Origin of the sequence: Streptomyces tubbatahanensis (assembly GCF_022699385.1) — a bacterium.
Taxonomy (GTDB): Bacteria; Actinomycetota; Actinomycetes; order Streptomycetales; family Streptomycetaceae; genus Streptomyces; species Streptomyces diacarni.
Genome location: NZ_CP093846.1, coordinates 4,629,791 through 4,645,491, shown reverse-complemented (window position 1 = coordinate 4,645,491; position 15,701 = coordinate 4,629,791). Strand labels below are relative to the sequence as shown.

Genomic DNA, 15,701 nt, shown 5'->3' with positions numbered 1-15,701 from the left:
CCCTGCGGGTGCTGACCTCGTATACCGCCGTATACCGCCCCCGTGGGCCCAGCGGACCCCTTGGACCCTGTGGTCCCCCTGACGATGGTCCCCCATTCCCGCGAGTTTGACTGAGCGTCGGCCCTGCTGAGCGCGCAATCCGACTTGTCTGTCATATGGGCTCTTAACCTTAATGAGCGCCGCTCGCCACTCCCGGTGCTGCCCGGGGACGGGACCGGGCCGACAAGGGGAAGGGAAGACCGCTGCCATGCCCGCAGATCTCGCCGTGCTGGGACTCACCCATTCGGGGCTGCCGCTCGCCCAGGCCGCCACGGCGAACGGAATCGGCACCCTCGGCTACGACCCCGACGACGCCACCGTCGCCGACCTCGGCGCGGGCCGCCCCCCGCAGGACGCCCCGCTCAGCGCCGCGGAGGTACGGCGCATGCTCGCCGGAGGGTTCCGCGCCTCCACCGACCCGGCCGTACTCGGCCGGGTACGCACCGCGGTCATCTGCGCGCCCACGGGGCTGGGCGCCAACCGCGCACCCGACATGAGCGCCGTAGGCACAGCCGCCCGCACCCTCGCCGCACGGCTGCGGCCCCGCACCACCGTCATCGTCGAATCGAGCGTCTACCCCGGCTGCACGGAAGACGTCGTCCGGCCCCTGCTGGAGGACGGCTCCGGGCTGCGCGCGGGGCGCGACTTCCACCTCGCCTGCTCACCCAGCCGCGTCGACCCCGGCAACCGCGGGTACGGCTACGCCACCATCCCCAAGGTCATCGGCGGGCTCACCCCCGCCTGCACCGAGGCGGCCGCCGCGTTCTACGGGCGGCTCACCGACAAGGTCGTGCGCGCCCGCGGGCCCCGCGAGGCGGAAACCAGCAAACTCCTGGAGACCAACTACCGGCACATCAACATCGCCCTCATGAACGAGATGGCCGTCTTCTGCCACGACCTGGGCATCGACCTGTGGGACGTCGTGCGGTGCGCCGAGACCAAGCCGTTCGGCTTCCAGTCCTTCCGGCCAGGACCCGGGGTAGGCGGCCCCGGAGTCCCCGTCGACCCCAACTACCTCGCCTACCACAGCCGTTCTCTGGGCTACCCCCTGCGGATGGTCGAACTCGCCCAGGAAGTCAACGAACGGATGCCCCGCTACGTCTCCCAGCGGGCCGCCGCCCTGCTCAACGAGCACGGCAAATCCGCGCGCGGAGCGCGCGTCCTCCTGCTCGGAGTCACCTACAAACCCGACCTCGCCAGCCAGGAAGGCGGCCCCGCGCGGGAGGTCGCCTCACGCCTCAAAGAGCTCGGCGCCCAGCTGAGCTACCACGATCCGTACGTACCGCAGTGGCGGGTCGCGGGGCAGCCCGTGCCCCGCGCCGACTCCCTCTACGAGGCCGCTGCCGCGGCGGATCTCACTCTGCTGTTGCAGAATCATCGGGTTTACGATTTGCAGGGGATTGCGGCGAAGGCGCAGTTGCTGCTGGACACTCGGGGCGTGAGCCCCACTGGTGCTGCGCACCGGCTGTGACCTTTCCTCTTTTCGGGGCTGCGCCCCCTGCCCCCTGTGGTCTTCCCCTTCTTTCGCTGAGGTGCCCTCGGCCGTGGTCGGGGGCTCCGCCCCCAAACCCCCGGGGCCTCGCCGGCCGGGCGTTGGGGCGGCTCCGCCCCCCAACGGCCCCCCGCTACGGGGGACTCCGTCCCCCCTAGGAGCCCCCTGGAGGAGAGCCAGTTCCCCTCATGAGTGAGACGACTCAGCGCATGCGTTCTGCGGTGCTCTCTTGTGTGGGGGTCCAGGGGGCGGAGCCCCTTGGCGGGGGTTCCTAGGGGGGCGGAGCCCCCGTAGCGGGGGGCCTTTGGGGGGCAGCGCCGCCCCAAAGCCTCCCCGGCGAGGGGCCGGGGGTCTGGGGGGCGGAGCCCCTCAGGGAGAGAGCAGCCCTTCGGGGGTGGGCTGGCCCCACTGGTAAAGGGGGAGGTATGGGGGGCCCGCTCCACATAGGTGAGGGGCGTGGGGGAGGTGCGCCCCGCAGGGGGTTAGCGGGCGACGGTGATCTCTACTCGTTGGAACTCCTTCAGGTCGGAGTACCCCGTGGTGGCCATCGCCCGGCGCAACGCACCGAAGAAGTTCATGGACCCATCAGGCGTGTGGGAGGGACCGAGAAGAACCTCTTCCACCGTGCCGACCGCACCGAGGTCCACACGACGGCCACGCGGCACATCCGCGTGCACCGCCTCCATACCCCAGTGGTGCCCCTTGCCGGGCGCATCCGTCGCACGGGCGAGCGGCGAGCCCATCATCACCGCGTCGGCGCCGCAGGCGATCGCCTTGGGCAGGTCGCCGGACCAGCCGACGCCGCCGTCGGCGATGACGTGGACGTAGCGGCCGCCGGACTCGTCCATGTAGTCCCGGCGGGCCGCGGCGACGTCGGCGACGGCGGTCGCCATCGGCACCTGGATGCCCAGCACGTTCCGCGTGGTGTGCGCGGCGCCCCCGCCGAAGCCGACGAGAACACCCGCGGCGCCGGTGCGCATGAGGTGGAGGGCGGCGGTGTAGGTGGCGCAACCGCCCACGATGACCGGCACGTCCAGCTCGTAGATGAACTGCTTGAGGTTCAGCGGCTCGGCCGCGCTGGAGACGTGCTCGGCGGAGACAGTCGTGCCGCGGATCACGAACAGGTCCACGCCCGCGTCGACGACCGCCTTGGAGAACTGGGCGGTGCGCCCCGGGGAGAGGGCGGCGGCCGTGACGACGCCGGAGTCGCGCACCTCCTTGATGCGCTGCCCGATCAGCTCTTCCTTGATGGGCGCGGCGTACAGCTCCCGCATGCGGCGGTTGGCCGTGGCCTCGTCGAGTTCGGCGATCTCGGCCAGCAGCGGCTCGGGGTCCTCGTACCGCGTCCACAGGCCCTCGAGGTTGAGGACGCCGAGGCCGCCGAGTTCGCCGATGCGGATGGCGGTGTGCGGCGAGACGACGGAGTCCATGGGCGCGGCGAGGAACGGCAGCTCGAAGCGGTAGGCGTCGATCTGCCAGGCGATCGAGACCTCCTTCGGGTCGCGGGTGCGCCTGCTGGGCACCACGGCGATGTCGTCGAAGGCGTACGCCCGGCGCCCGCGCTTGCCGCGCCCGATCTCGATCTCAGTCACGTCTACTACTGCCTCTCACTCTGGTGTGCCGCGCCCCAGTATCCCCGCCGCCCGCGGCGGGGTACGGCCCGGCACCCCCCTCGGTCCCACGCGTCAGCGCCGCGAGTAGTTCGGGGCCTCGGTCGTCATCTGGATGTCGTGGGGGTGGCTCTCCTTGAGGCCCGCGGCGGTGATGCGGACGAAGCGGCCGCGGGCCTTCATCTCGGGCACGGTGCGGCCGCCGACGTAGAACATCGACTGCTTGAGGCCGCCGGTGAGCTGGTGGACGACGGCGGAGAGCGGACCGCGGTAGGCGACCTGGCCCTCGACGCCCTCGGGGATCAGCTTGTCGTCCCCGCTGACGCCCTCTTGGAAGTAGCGGTCCTTGGAGTAGGACTTGCTGTCGCCGCGGGTCTGCATCGCGCCGAGGGAGCCCATGCCGCGGTAGGACTTGAACTGCTTGCCGTTGATGAACAGCAGCTCGCCGGGGGACTCCTCGCAGCCCGCCAGGAGGCTGCCCAGCATGACGGTGTCGGCGCCGGCGACGATGGCCTTGGCGATGTCGCCGCTGTACTGCAGGCCGCCGTCGCCGATGACGGGGACGCCGGCCTCGTGGGCGGCGAGCGACGCCTCGTGGATGGCGGTGACCTGCGGGACGCCGATCCCGGCGACGACGCGGGTGGTGCAGATGGAGCCGGGGCCCACGCCGACCTTGACGCCGTCCACGCCCGCGTCGATGAGCGACTTGGCGCCGTCGCGGGTGGCGATGTTGCCGCCGACGACGTCGACGCCCGGATGATTGGACTTGATCTTGGCGACCATGTCGCCGACCAGCCGGGAGTGGCCGTGCGCGGTGTCGACGACGACGAAGTCGACGCCCGCCTCGATGAGGGCCTGCGCGCGGTCGTACGCGTCACCGGCCACGCCGACGGCGGCACCGACGACGAGGCGGCCCTCGCCGTCCTTGGCCGCGTTGGGGTACTGCTCGGCCTTGACGAAGTCCTTGACGGTGATGAGGCCCTTGAGGGTGCCCGCGCCGTCCACCAGCGGCAGCTTCTCGATCTTGTGGCGGCGCAGCAGCTCCATCGCGTCCTCGCGGGAGATGCCGACCTGCCCGGTGACCAGCGGCATCGGCGTCATCACATCGCGCACCTGGCGGCTGCGGTCCAGCTCGAAGGCCATGTCGCGGTTGGTGACGATGCCCAGCAGCTTGCCCGCGCCGTCGGTGACCGGGACGCCGCTGATCCGGAACCGGCCGCACAGCGCGTCCGCCTCTTCCAGCGTCGCGTCGGGCCGGATGGTGATGGGGTCGGCCACCATGCCGGACTCGGACCTCTTGACCTGGTCGACCTGGTTGGCCTGGCCCTCGATCGACAGGTTGCGGTGCAGGACGCCCACGCCGCCCTGGCGGGCCATCGCGATGGCCATCCGGGCCTCGGTGACCTTGTCCATGGCGGCGGACAGCAGCGGCACGTTGACCCGCACGTTCCGCGAGACGTACGACGCGGTGTCGATGTCCTGGGGGGCCATGTCCGACTCGCCCGGCAGCAGCAGGACGTCGTCGTATGTCAGGCCCAGAGTGGCGAATTTGGCGGGCACTCCGTCGACGTTTTCAGTCATGACACCTTTCCCATGCGGTCCACCCCCGCTTGCGCGGGGAACCACTGCTTGCCCCGGCCGGATCTCCATGCTATCGGCCCGGTGAGGGTGACCGGACCGCCTGTGGAAAACCCCGGCGCGACGGCACGGTCGGCGTCCCCGCCGGACCACCTGTCGTGGTCCCGCGGGCCGCCTGCCGTGGTCCCGCGGACCGCAAGTCGTCGTCCCGCGGGCCGCAGGTCCCTACTGCTCGGCCAGCGCCCGCAGCCTGCTGAGCGCCCTGTGCTGGGCGACGCGTACGGCTCCGGGTGACATGCCCAGCATCTGTCCGGTCTCCTCGGCCGTCAGCCCGACGGCGACCCGCAGCAGCACCAGCTCGCGCTGGTGTTCGGGCAGATTGGCGAGGAGCTTCTTGGCCCACTCCGCGTCGCTGCTCAGCAGCGCCCGCTCCTCGGGGCCGAGGGAGTCGTCGGGGCGCTCGGGCATCTCGTCCGACGGCACCGCCGTGGAGCCGGGGCCGCGCATGGCCGCGCGCTGGAGGTCGGCGACCTTGTGCTGGGCGATGGCGACGACGAACGCCTCGAAGGGTTTTCCGGTGTCCCGGTAGCGCGGCAGCGCGCAGAGCACCGCGATGCAGACCTCCTGCGCGAGGTCGTCGACGAAGTGACGCGCGTCACCGGGCAGCCGCGTCAGCCGGGTGCGGCAGTACCGCACGGCGAGCGGATGCACGTGGGCGAGCAGGTCGTGGGTGGCCTGGCGGTCCCCCTCGACGGCGCGCTGGACGAGCCGGCTGACCTTCGCGACCCTGGCCGCCTCCGCGGCGCCCGCGGCGTCCGCACCGCTCTCGGCACCCGCGGCCGCGCCGGCACCGGTGGCGGTTTCCGCGCTCGCGACGACCGGCCCCTGGCCGTTTACGGGCCCGGGCGGCGGCCCGTTCTCGTCGTCGCGCATCGGTCCATGGTGCACCGACGCCGCGCCGTTCGCCGCACCGCGTCCGTGGATGTGAGCCGAAGCGTTATGAGCAGGCGCACTGGCCCTCATGTCCATGCCCTCCCCTCACGCCTGACCGAACGGTCCCCGAGGAACTCCATACAACAAGCATGCGACACGCGCGAGATTTTCAGGATGCCGCGGCAGCGCCCGTGGGATCGCCGCCCCGGCACGGAGCCGGGACAGAGCCGGCACGGAGCTGGGACCAAGCCGCCGGGCCGGTCGGCGTGTACGTCCGGGGCGCCGGGCCCGGAGCCGCCCGCCGACGGCTGACCGGCAGTCGGCCAGGGGCGTCCACGGGGGCGGGAACACCTGCCCGCCGCCTGGGCACCTCCCGGCCGCACGCCGAGGGGAAGCGGTGCGCTAGCGGACGAGGCCCCAGCGGAAGCCGAGGGCCACCGCGTGCGCGCGGTCGGAGGCGCCGAGCTTCTTGAAGAGCCGCCTGGCGTGGGTCTTGACGGTGTCCTCCGACAGGAACAGCTCCCGCCCGATCTCCGCGTTCGAACGGCCGTGGCTCATGCCCTCCAGCACCTGGATCTCCCGCGCGGTGAGGGTGGGAGCGGCGCCCATCTCGGCCGAGCGCAGCCGCCGGGGGGCGAGCCGCCAGGTGGGGTCGGCCAGCGCCTGGGTGACGGTCGCGCGCAGCTCCGCGCGGGAGGCGTCCTTGTGCAGGTAGCCGCGCGCGCCCGCGGCGACGGCCAGCGCCACGCCGTCGAGGTCCTCGGCGACCGTCAGCATGATGATGCGGGCGCCGGGGTCCGCGGAGAGCAGCCGGCGCACGGTCTCCACTCCGCCCAGGCCGGGCATCCGGACGTCCATCAGGATCAGGTCGGACCGGTCGGCGCCCCAGCGGCGGAGGACTTCCTCGCCGTTGGCCGCCGTCGTCACACGCTCGACGCCGGGCACGGTCGCGACCGCGCGGCGCAGGGCCTCTCGGGCGAGCGGGGAGTCGTCGCATACGAGGACGGATGTCATGACCGCCCTCCGCTGCTGATGCGCATCACCTTGAGCCTCCAGGCTGCTTGGGAAGAATCGTCACCTCGCGATTGACGGCCTCGGACACGTGTGCCCCCGGCCGGTTCCGAGTCAATCGCTTTCGCTCTCTCAACGACGGTCACCCGAAAGAGTTACGGCTTCCCGGTACCGCTCTCAGCACTCTACGTGAGCAACCGTACACAGAGCAGCAACATCCCCTCATTGAAACGGCGCTCGCTCCTTCTTTCCTGCGATGCCCTATTTAGCTGCATTTCTTCCGTTTTGCGGGATCGGTCGCTAGATTCGCGAAAGAGTCATATTTACGCACGAGTGACAGATCACCTCCAGCAGCACTCAGGAGAGACGCGATGGCAGACTTCTCCCGCCTTCCTGGACCCAACGCGGATCTGTGGGACTGGCAGCTACTCGCCGCCTGCCGGGGGGTGGACAGCTCGCTGTTCTTCCACCCCGAGGGGGAGCGCGGCGCGGCCCGCAGTGCGCGGGAGGCGTCCGCCAAGGAGGTGTGCATGCGCTGCCCCGTGCGCGCGGAGTGCGCGGCGCACGCCCTCCAGGTACGCGAGCCCTACGGCGTGTGGGGCGGACTCACCGAGGACGAGCGCGAGGAACTGCTGGGCCGGGCGCGCAGCCGCCTGGTGACGACGTCCCACGACCGGCGCGCCGAGACCGCCCCCGGGCCGGACGGCGCGGCCCCCGCCCCCGCCCCAAGCCGACCAACCCGTTCGGCGCCCACGGACGGACCGGCGGAAGCGCACCACGCGACGAGCCCGCCCCGGCGCCCGACGCGGACGAGCGCTTCGACGACGTCGAGGCCATGAGCGCCGCCGAACGGTTCGACGACGCCGAGTCCCCCGACGGGGACCAGCCGTTCGACGAGCTGGAGCGCTTCGAGCACAGCGAACGGTTCGACGCCGCCGACCGGTACGGGCGGACCGAACCGGTCGGCGAGAGATAGCGGCCTGCGGCCCCGGCCCGGCAGGGCCGGGCCGGGCCGGGCATCGATGCACAGCGCGGCCTGCGGTCGGGCCCGCCGGAACGGGCCCCCTCGCCGGGCAGGCTGGCGAATCCCTCGGATGGGTCGGCGGGTCCCTCGCCGGGCGGGTCAGCGGGCCTCTGTCGGGGCGGGCCGACCAGCCGAGGCCCGGCCGGGGACAAGCGGCCTGCGGCGGGGATGGGCCGGTCGGTCGGCAGCCTGCACGGCTGGCAGCCATGGGTGCCCGCGCGGCGGGACACAGCGGCCCGCGGTCTACGCGAGCCGGTCAGCGGGACCGCGGTACAGCCCGCAGTCGACGCGAGCCGACCGTCGGAAGACAGGGCGGGCCGTGTCCGGGCCCCCTCCGGTCAGGGACGGCGGCCCGCGTCCGGGACACCCCTCCCGTCCGGAGACGGCGGCCCGTGTCCGGGACGCCCCGCCCCGTCAGAGGACAGCGACCCCCGGCCAGGCACCCGCCGGGAGACGGCAGCCCCCGGGGCGAGACGCCCACCCACCAGAAGACAGCGCCGCCGGCCAGGACGTTCCACCCCCGGGAGACGGGCGTTCCCGCCAGGACACCCCACCCGTCAGGAGACGGGCGACCCGCGTCCGGGACACCCCTCCCGTCAGAGGACAGCGACCCCCGGCCAGGCACCCGCCGGGAGACGGCAGCCCCCGGGCCGAAAAGCCCCACCCGTCAGGGACGGCGGCCCGCGTCCGGGACGCCCACCCCCCGGGAGACGGGCGGCCCCCGGCCAGGACGTCCCCCCGGGAGACGGGCGGCCCGGGTTCCGGCCGCGACCCGGCGTCGGGAGAGGGCGGGTCTCGGCGACGGCGGGCCGGGTGGCGGGAGTCCGACGGGTGGCGGGAGTCCGACGGGTGGCGGCCGGGCGCGGGGGTGCGCCCGTCAGCGGCGGGCCGCTGTCTCCAGTCGGTCCAGCATGGCGGCGACGGCCGGTACCTGGGCGAGGTCGGGCAGGGTGAGGGCCACCACCTCGCGCTGCACCGCCGGGGTGACCCGTACCGCGCGGGTGCCCCTGGGGCGTACAGACTCCACGGCCAGTTCGGGGAGGACGGCGACGCCGAGTCCGGCGCCGACCAGGCCGACCACCGCCGGGTAGTCGTCGGTGGCGAAGTCGATGCGCGGGGTGAAACCCGCCGCCTCGCACACCTCGACGAGGTGCCGGCGGCAGCGGGGGCAGCCCGCGATCCACGGTTCCTCGGCGAGTGTGCCGATGCCGACCTCGTCCGCGTCGGCGAACGGGTGTTCCTCCGGCACCAGACCGACCAGCCGGTCCGTGAGCAGCGGCCTGGCCACCAAGTCCGCCCACTCGGGGGCGGCGTCGTAGCGGAAGGCCAGCGCGATCTCGCAGTCTCCGGCACGCAGCATGTCCACCGAGCGCGGCGGCTCCGCCTCGACCAGGGAGACCCTGGTTCCCGGGTGGTCGGCGCGCATGGCCGCCACGGCCGTCGGCACCAGGGTCGAGCTGCCGCTGGGAAAGGAGACCAGCCGCACCCGTCCCGCGCGCAGCCCGGCCAGCGCCGCGACCTCCTCCTCCGCGGCGGCCAGCCCCGCCAGGATTCCCGCCGCGTGCCGCACCAGCGCCTCGCCCGCCTCGGTGAGCCGCATCTCACGTCCGGCCCTGATCAGCAGCGGGGTCCCCGCGGCGGCCTCCAGCGCCTTCATCTGCTGGCTGACGGCGGGCTGGGTGCAGCCCAGTTCTCGCGCGGCGGCGGAGAAGGACCCGGTGGTGGCGACCGTGCGCAGCACCCGCAGATGTCGTGCCTCGATCATGCTTCGAGCATACGTCCACCCATAAGGACACCTTGGGGAGCCGGCCGGGAAACGCGTTCGCGGCTTGAGGCGGGCGCGGCTAGCCTCGGGCCATGCAGCTGCTCTCCGTGAACCTGGCCAAACCGCACCGGTCCGAGTACAGCGACGCCGCGGACAAACGGACCGGCATCGACAAGCAGCCCACCAGCGATCCGGTCGCCGTCTCCGCACCGGGGCCCCGCGGCACCGGCGGCAGCGCGCTGGCCGGGGACACCATCGGCAACAAGCGGCACCACGGCGGCGACGAGCAGGCCGTCTACGCCTATTCCCGGGAGGAACTCGACTACTGGGAGCGCGAGTTGGGCCGCACACTGGCCAACGGTTCCTTCGGGGAGAACCTCACCACCGAGGGCATCGACGTCGACGCGGCGCTCATCGGCGAGCGCTGGCAGATCGGCGTTCCCGGTACGGGGCCGCTGCTGGAGGTGTGCTCCATGCGGATCCCCTGCCGCACCTTCGCGGGGTGGATGGCCGAGGAGCGGTGGCTGCACCGCTTCACCGCGCGCCGGCGCCCCGGCGCCTACCTGCGGGTGCTCGACCCGGGCCGCCTGCGGGTGGGGGACGCGGTCACCGTCGTGCACCGCCCCGACCACGAGGTCACGGTCAGCTTCCTCTTCCGGTCGCTGACGGGCGAACCGGAGCTGCTGCCCCGCATCCTGGCGGCGGGCGAGCCGCTGGACCACGAGGCGCGGGACAGGGCGCTGCGGCGCACCCGGGCCTGACGCCCGGTCAGGACGCGGGCGCCGCGGCCCGGACCCCGCACGACCGGGCCGATAGCGTTGCCGTATGACGACTGCACTGATTACGGGAGCCACCGCGGGGATCGGCGCCGCCTTCGCGCGCCGCCTCGCCTCCCGCGGCTACCACCTCGTGCTCGCCGCACGCGACACCGAGCGCCTGTGGCGCGAGGCGACCGAGCTGCACGACCGGCACGGCGTGGAGGCGGACGTCATCACGGCCGACCTGGCGACCGACGACGGTATCGGGGCCGTCGAGGAGCGGCTGCGCGACACCGCGCACCCGGTCGACCTGCTGGTCAACAACGCCGGCTTCGGCAACAAGGGCCGCTACCTGGAGGTGGGGCTCGCCGACGAGTTGGCGATGCTCAAGGTGCACTGCGAGGCGGTGCTGCGGCTGACCAGCGCCGCCACCGCGTCGATGCGCGAGCGGGGCAGGGGCGGCGTCATCAACGTCGCCTCCGTCGCCGCGTTCTTCCCCCGTGGGACGTACGGCGCCTCCAAGGCGTGGGTCACCCAGTTCACCCAGGGGGCCGCCAAGGACCTGGCGGGGCAGGGCGTACGGCTGCTGGCGCTGTGCCCGGGATTCGTCCGCACCGAATTCCACGAGCGGGCCGGTATGGGCACCGGAAACATCCCCCGCTGGATGTGGCTGGACGCCGACAAGGTGGTGGAGGCCGCTCTGCGCGATCTGGCGCGGGGCCGGTCGCTGTCCATCCCCGATCCCCGCTACAAGGCCCTGCTGGGCGCCTCCCGCCTCGTCCCTCAGGGGATGCTGGGCCGGGTCTCCTCGACGACGGGACGGAAGTTCGGCCCGCAGTAGAAACCCGCGCACGGGGCCCCGCACCAGGCGCCCGGCGCGCGAAAAGGGCGCACCCGCGGGGGTGCGCCCTTCTCGTGCTCGCGGGTCGCCTCAGTGGGCGTGGCCGTGGCCGTGGCCCGCGGCGGCCTCTTCCTCCTCCGCCGGCTTCTCGACGACCAGGGTCTCGGTCGTCAGCAGCAGCGAGGCGATGGAGGCGGCGTTCTCCAGCGCGGAGCGCGTCACCTTCACCGGGTCGATGACGCCGGCCTTCACCAGGTCGCCGTACTCACCGGTGGCGGCGTTGAAGCCCTGACCGGCCTCCATCTCGGCGACCTTGGAGGTGATGACGTAGCCCTCGAGGCCCGCGTTCTCGGCGATCCAGCGCAGCGGCTCGACGGCGGCGCGGCGCACGGTGGCGACACCGGTGGCCTCGTCGTCGCTCTTGCCGAGGTTGCCCTCCAGGACCTTGACGGCGTGGACGAGCGCGGAGCCACCGCCGGAGACGATGCCCTCCTCGACGGCCGCGCGGGTCGCGGAGATCGCGTCCTCCAGGCGGTGCTTCTTCTCCTTGAGCTCGACCTCGGTGGCCGCGCCGACGCGGATGACGCAGACGCCGCCGGCCAGCTTGGCGAGGCGCTCCTGGAGCTTCTCGCGGTCCCAGTCGGAGTCGGTGGCCTCGATCTCGCCCTTGATCTGGGCGACGCGGCCGGCCACGTCCTCGCTCTTGCCCGCACCGTCGACGAGGGTGGTGTCGTCCTTGGTGACGGTCACGCGGCGGGCGGTGCCGAGCACGTCGAGACCTGCCTGGTCGAGCTTGAGGCCGACCTCCTCGGCGATGACGGTGGCGCCGGTCAGCGTCGCCATGTCGCCGAGCATGGCCTTGCGGCGGTCACCGAAGCCGGGGGCCTTGACGGCGACGGCGTTGAAGGTGCCGCGGATCTTGTTGACGACGAGGGTGGACAGGGCCTCGCCCTCCACGTCCTCGGCGATGATCAGCAGCGGCTTGGAGCCGCCGGCCTGCATGACCTTCTCCAGCAGCGGCAGCATGTCCTGGATGGAGCTGATCTTGCCCTGGTGGATCAGGATGTACGGGTCGTCGAGGACGGCCTCCATACGCTCCTGGTCGGTGACGAAGTAGGGCGAGAGGTAGCCCTTGTCGAAGGCCATGCCCTCGGTGAAGTCCAGCTCGAGACCGAAGGTCTGGGACTCCTCGACGGTGATGACACCGTCCTTGCCGACCTTGTCCATCGCCTCGGCGATCAGCTCGCCGACCTGCTTGTCCTGCGCCGACAGCGCGGCGACGGAGGCGATGTCCTCCTTGGAGTCGATCGGACGCGCGGTCTTCACCAGCTCGTCGGAGACGGCGGAGACGGCCGCGTCGATGCCCTTCTTGAGGGCGGCCGGGGAGGCGCCGGCGGCGACGTTGCGCAGGCCCTCGCGGACCAGGGCCTGGGCCAGCACCGTGGCGGTGGTGGTGCCGTCACCCGCGATGTCGTTGGTCTTGGTCGCCACCTCCTTGAGGAGCTGGGCGCCCAGGTTCTCGTACGGGTCCTCGACCTCGACCTCGCGGGCGATGGTGACACCGTCGTTGGTGATGGTCGGGGCGCCGAACTTCTTGTCGATGACGACGTTGCGGCCCTTGGGGCCGATCGTCACCTTCACGGTGTCGGCGAGGTTGTTGACACCGCGCTCAAGGGCGCGACGGGCGTCCTCGTCGAACTTCAGGATCTTCGCCATGGAAGCTGTTGTGTCCTCTCACACGTTTCGAGACACGTCTCGCACGAACCGCGCCCTGGACCCTGCTACCTCTCGGGAGCGGGCACCAGGGCGCGGTTTGCTGCGAGCTGCCGCGTGAGCCGCGGCAGCTGCGGCTGTCTTACTTCTCGACGATCGCGAGCACGTCGCGGGCCGAGAGAACGAGGTACTCCTCGCCGCTGTACTTCACCTCGGTGCCGCCGTACTTGCTGTACAGCACGATGTCGCCGACCTTGACGTCGAGCGGGAGCCGGTTGCCGTCCTCGAAGCGGCCCGGGCCGACGGCCAGGACGGTGCCCTCCTGCGGCTTCTCCTTGGCGGTGTCCGGGATGACCAGGCCAGAGGCCGTGGTCTCCTCGGCGTCGAGCGGCTGGACCACGATGCGGTCCTCGAGCGGCTTGATGGCAACCTTGGAGCTGGCGGTCGTCACGATCCGACCTCCCCCTTCGGAGATCTCAATGGGGTCTTGTGTCTGGGGTGGCGACCAGGTGGATCCGCCGTCGCGGGTGCCGGATCTGCCCGTCGCGTACTACTGGCACTCCCACGGGGAGAGTGCCAGGGTTGAGATTATTGCTCCGCTAGCACTCGGTCAAGCGGAGTGCTAGGCGCTCGCCGTGCGGGCCCCCGAACGAGGCCTGTCGGGCGAGGGCGCGTCGCGCTCAAGAAGCGCTCCGAAAGAGGGCTGCCGCCTCGTTCACGGCGCGCTTGAGCGCCTTGTCATCGGTCCTGAGCCCGGCCAGGAGCGTGTCCACCTCCCGCAGGCCCGCCCGCGTGAGCAGCCGCTTCTCGTTGGTGACCCACTCGCCACGGGCGGCGAGCACCGCGTGGGCGGTCTGCGCGGCGGCCGTGGCGAGCGCGCCCGCGACCTCGGTGGCCTGGCCGCGCGGCACGTAGGCGCCGAGCGCGTACCGGAGGGTGAGCGCCGCCTTGTCCCGCCACACCGGCGGCGCCGCGGCCCGCAGCGCTTCCGGGTAGGCGGGACGCGGCAGGTCGCCGCGGAGCACCCGGCCCGTGGCGAGTTCGGCGACCACCAGGTAGCTGGGGATACCGGCGAGGTGGAACATCAGCGGCTCCCAGTGAAACCGCCCGGCGCGCGCCTCGGCCCTCTGGTGCTCGACCACGTCCAGGTCCCGGTAGTGGACGTCGACGTGGCGCCCGTCGATGGTCAGCCATGCTCCGCCGTTGAAGACACCCCCTCCCCACTCGCCGATCTCGGACACCTGGCCTTCCCAGCCGACGGCGCGCAGGGCGGCGGGGTCGAAGGCGCCCCGGTAGTAGACGGCGAAGTCCCAGTCACTGTCCGGGTGGTGGGCACCCTGTGCGCGGGATCCGCCCAGGGTGACGGCGTGCACGGCGGGCAGCGCGGCCAGCCGGTCGGCGACGTGGTCGAGGAATGCCGCGTCGGACATCGGGGCGTCGTTCATCGGGGCGTCGTTCATCGGGGCGTCGGGCATACGGGCCTCGGACATCGAGGTGCCGTTCATCGGTTCCTCGGGCATGGGGTGCCTGGAGTGCATGGGGGTTCCGATCGTCGAAGTGGAGGAGGGCGATGCGGGCGCGCGAAACCGGCGCCGGAGCCCGGACGGGGCTCGCACGGCGCTGCGCGCGCGGGCGCCGCGCGGCGGCGGCGCTCATCGGGTCCTCACTTCACGGGTACGACCGTACAACGCACCCGTTCCCGTCCGCTCCCGGCAGGCACGGGAGAATGGCGGGGTGGATGTCGAGGTGTTCGCCGAGTTGCTCTCCCCCGCGGGCCAGTCGCTGCTGCGGGAGGTGCGCGGGGTCACGCCCGCGGAGGAATTGGCCCTCGCCACGCGGCTGCGGCAGCGGTACGCCCCCGCGCTGGTGGCGGCCGCGCTGACGCAGAACCGCCTGCGCACCCGCGCCGTGGCCAAGTTCGGCGCCACCGAGGCGGCGGCCCTGTACTTCACCGCGGACGGTCTGGAACAGGCCACGCGCACCTCGGTGGCCGACCACCGGGCCCGCCGTTTCGCCGCGCTCGGCGCCGGCAGCGCCGCCGACCTGTGCTGCGGCGTCGGCGCGGACGCGCTGGCCCTCGCCCGGGCGGGCATCGAGGTGCTGGCCGTCGACCGTGACCCGCTGACCTGCGCCGTCGCCCGGGCCAACGCGCACGTGCTGGGCCTGGCCGACCGCGTCGAGGTGCGCTGCGCCGACGTCGCGGACGTCTCGACGGCGGGCTACGACGCGCTCTTCGCCGACCCGGCCCGCCGTGGCGGCCGCGGCCGGATCTTCGACCCCGAGGCCTACTCCCCGCCCCTGAGCTGGGCCGTGGAGGCGGCCCTCGCCGCACCGCTGGCCGCGCTCAAGGTGGCGCCCGGCATCCCGCACGAGGCGGTACCGGCACAGGCGCAGGCCGAGTGGGTCTCCCACTCGGGCGACGTCAAGGAGGCCGTCCTGTGGTTCACCCCGGGCAGCGGCACGGCCGCCGCGCCCCTGGCCACGCTGCTGCCCTCGGGGCAGACCCTGGCAGGCCGGGGCCTGCCCGATCCCCCCGCGGGTCCTGTGGGCCGCTACCTCTACGAGCCGGACGGCGCCGTCGTCCGCGCCCACCTGGTCGCCGATGTGGCGGCGCTGCTGGAGGGGCGGTTGATCGACCCGACGATCGCCTACGTGACGACGGACGCCCCGCCGCGAGCGATCCCGTACGCGACCGGCTACGAGATCACCGACGTGCTGCCGTTCCACGTCAAGAAGCTGCGGGCGCTGCTGCGCGAGCGCGGCGTCGGCACGGTCACCGTGAAGAAGCGGGGCTCGGCCGTCGAGCCCGAGGAGCTGCGCAGGAAGCTGAAGCTCGACACGAAGGCGGCGAGGGGGTCGTGCACCGTCTTCCTCACCCGCGTCGCGGGCGCCCCGAGCATGCTGCTGGGGCATCCGCTGCCGCGCGAGCCGCGCTGA

General features: G+C 72.7%; 14 protein-coding genes. 6 read left to right on the top strand and 8 right to left on the bottom strand.

The genetic code is table 11. The features are described 5' to 3' along the window. Positions 1-247: 247 nt before the first annotated feature. Positions 248-1,510 (top strand): nucleotide sugar dehydrogenase, encoded by a 1,263-nt coding sequence (locus MMF93_RS20085; protein WP_242753468.1) that lies wholly within the window; start codon positions 248-250, stop codon positions 1,508-1,510. Positions 1,511-2,013: 503 nt separating this feature from the next. Here MMF93_RS20085 and MMF93_RS20080 read toward each other — a convergent pair. The 4 genes from MMF93_RS20080 to MMF93_RS20065 form a co-directional block, all read right to left on the bottom strand. After that, positions 2,014-3,123 carry a GuaB3 family IMP dehydrogenase-related protein gene (locus tag MMF93_RS20080; protein WP_242753465.1) on the bottom strand — a complete coding sequence of 370 codons (1,110 nt, stop codon included), beginning with the start codon at positions 3,121-3,123 and terminating at the stop codon, positions 2,014-2,016. Positions 3,124-3,216: 93 nt separating this feature from the next. Beyond that, entirely contained in the window at positions 3,217-4,722 is a 1,506-nt protein-coding gene (guaB, locus tag MMF93_RS20075; RefSeq protein ID WP_242753463.1) for an IMP dehydrogenase, read from the bottom strand. A gap of 222 nt (positions 4,723-4,944) precedes the next feature. Then, entirely contained in the window at positions 4,945-5,652 is a 708-nt protein-coding gene (locus tag MMF93_RS20070) for a sigma-70 family RNA polymerase sigma factor (protein WP_114023444.1), read from the bottom strand. Positions 5,653-6,054: 402 nt separating this feature from the next. Next, positions 6,055-6,666 carry a response regulator transcription factor gene (locus MMF93_RS20065; protein WP_003948568.1) on the bottom strand — a complete coding sequence of 204 codons (612 nt, stop codon included), beginning with the start codon at positions 6,664-6,666 and terminating at the stop codon, positions 6,055-6,057. Between the two features lie 368 nt (positions 6,667-7,034). On the opposite strand from MMF93_RS20065, the gene MMF93_RS33385 reads away from it, so the two are divergent. Next, the gene (locus MMF93_RS33385) at positions 7,035-7,502 is read left to right on the top strand and encodes a WhiB family transcriptional regulator (RefSeq protein ID WP_274709484.1); all 468 of its coding nucleotides are present in this window, start codon (positions 7,035-7,037) and stop codon (positions 7,500-7,502) included. Further along, on the top strand, positions 7,499-7,639 hold the full coding sequence (locus tag MMF93_RS20055; RefSeq protein WP_242753462.1) for a hypothetical protein: 141 nt from the start codon (positions 7,499-7,501) through the stop codon (positions 7,637-7,639). Before MMF93_RS33385 ends, MMF93_RS20055 begins: the two co-directional genes overlap by 4 nt. A gap of 925 nt (positions 7,640-8,564) precedes the next feature. Here the strand turns inward: MMF93_RS20055 and MMF93_RS20050 are convergent. After that, positions 8,565-9,452, bottom strand: a complete 888-nt coding sequence (locus MMF93_RS20050; RefSeq protein ID WP_242753460.1) for a LysR family transcriptional regulator — start codon at positions 9,450-9,452, stop codon at positions 8,565-8,567. A gap of 92 nt (positions 9,453-9,544) precedes the next feature. Here MMF93_RS20050 and MMF93_RS20045 point away from each other — a divergent pair, with 92 nt between their 5' ends. Both MMF93_RS20045 and MMF93_RS20040 read left to right on the top strand, forming a co-directional pair. Further along, entirely contained in the window at positions 9,545-10,213 is a 669-nt protein-coding gene (locus tag MMF93_RS20045) for an MOSC domain-containing protein (RefSeq protein ID WP_242753459.1), read from the top strand. Between the two features lie 64 nt (positions 10,214-10,277). Further along, a complete protein-coding gene (locus MMF93_RS20040) occupies positions 10,278-11,051 on the top strand; it encodes an SDR family NAD(P)-dependent oxidoreductase (protein ID WP_242753458.1) in 774 nt (257 codons plus the stop codon). 90 nt (positions 11,052-11,141) lie between these two features. Here MMF93_RS20040 and groL read toward each other — a convergent pair whose 3' ends face one another. From groL to MMF93_RS20025, 3 genes are all read right to left on the bottom strand, one after another. Further along, a complete protein-coding gene (gene groL / locus MMF93_RS20035; RefSeq protein WP_242753457.1) occupies positions 11,142-12,767 on the bottom strand; it encodes a chaperonin GroEL in 1,626 nt (541 codons plus the stop codon). Positions 12,768-12,906: 139 nt separating this feature from the next. Continuing rightward, entirely contained in the window at positions 12,907-13,215 is a 309-nt protein-coding gene (groES, locus tag MMF93_RS20030; RefSeq protein ID WP_016473371.1) for a co-chaperone GroES, read from the bottom strand. 229 nt (positions 13,216-13,444) lie between these two features. Continuing rightward, positions 13,445-14,194: a nucleotidyltransferase domain-containing protein gene (locus MMF93_RS20025; protein WP_423835624.1), complete on the bottom strand. Its 750-nt coding sequence runs from the start codon at positions 14,192-14,194 to the stop codon at positions 13,445-13,447. A gap of 304 nt (positions 14,195-14,498) precedes the next feature. On the opposite strand from MMF93_RS20025, the gene MMF93_RS20020 reads away from it, so the two are divergent. After that, positions 14,499-15,701 (top strand): THUMP-like domain-containing protein, encoded by a 1,203-nt coding sequence (locus MMF93_RS20020; RefSeq protein ID WP_242753456.1) that lies wholly within the window; start codon positions 14,499-14,501, stop codon positions 15,699-15,701.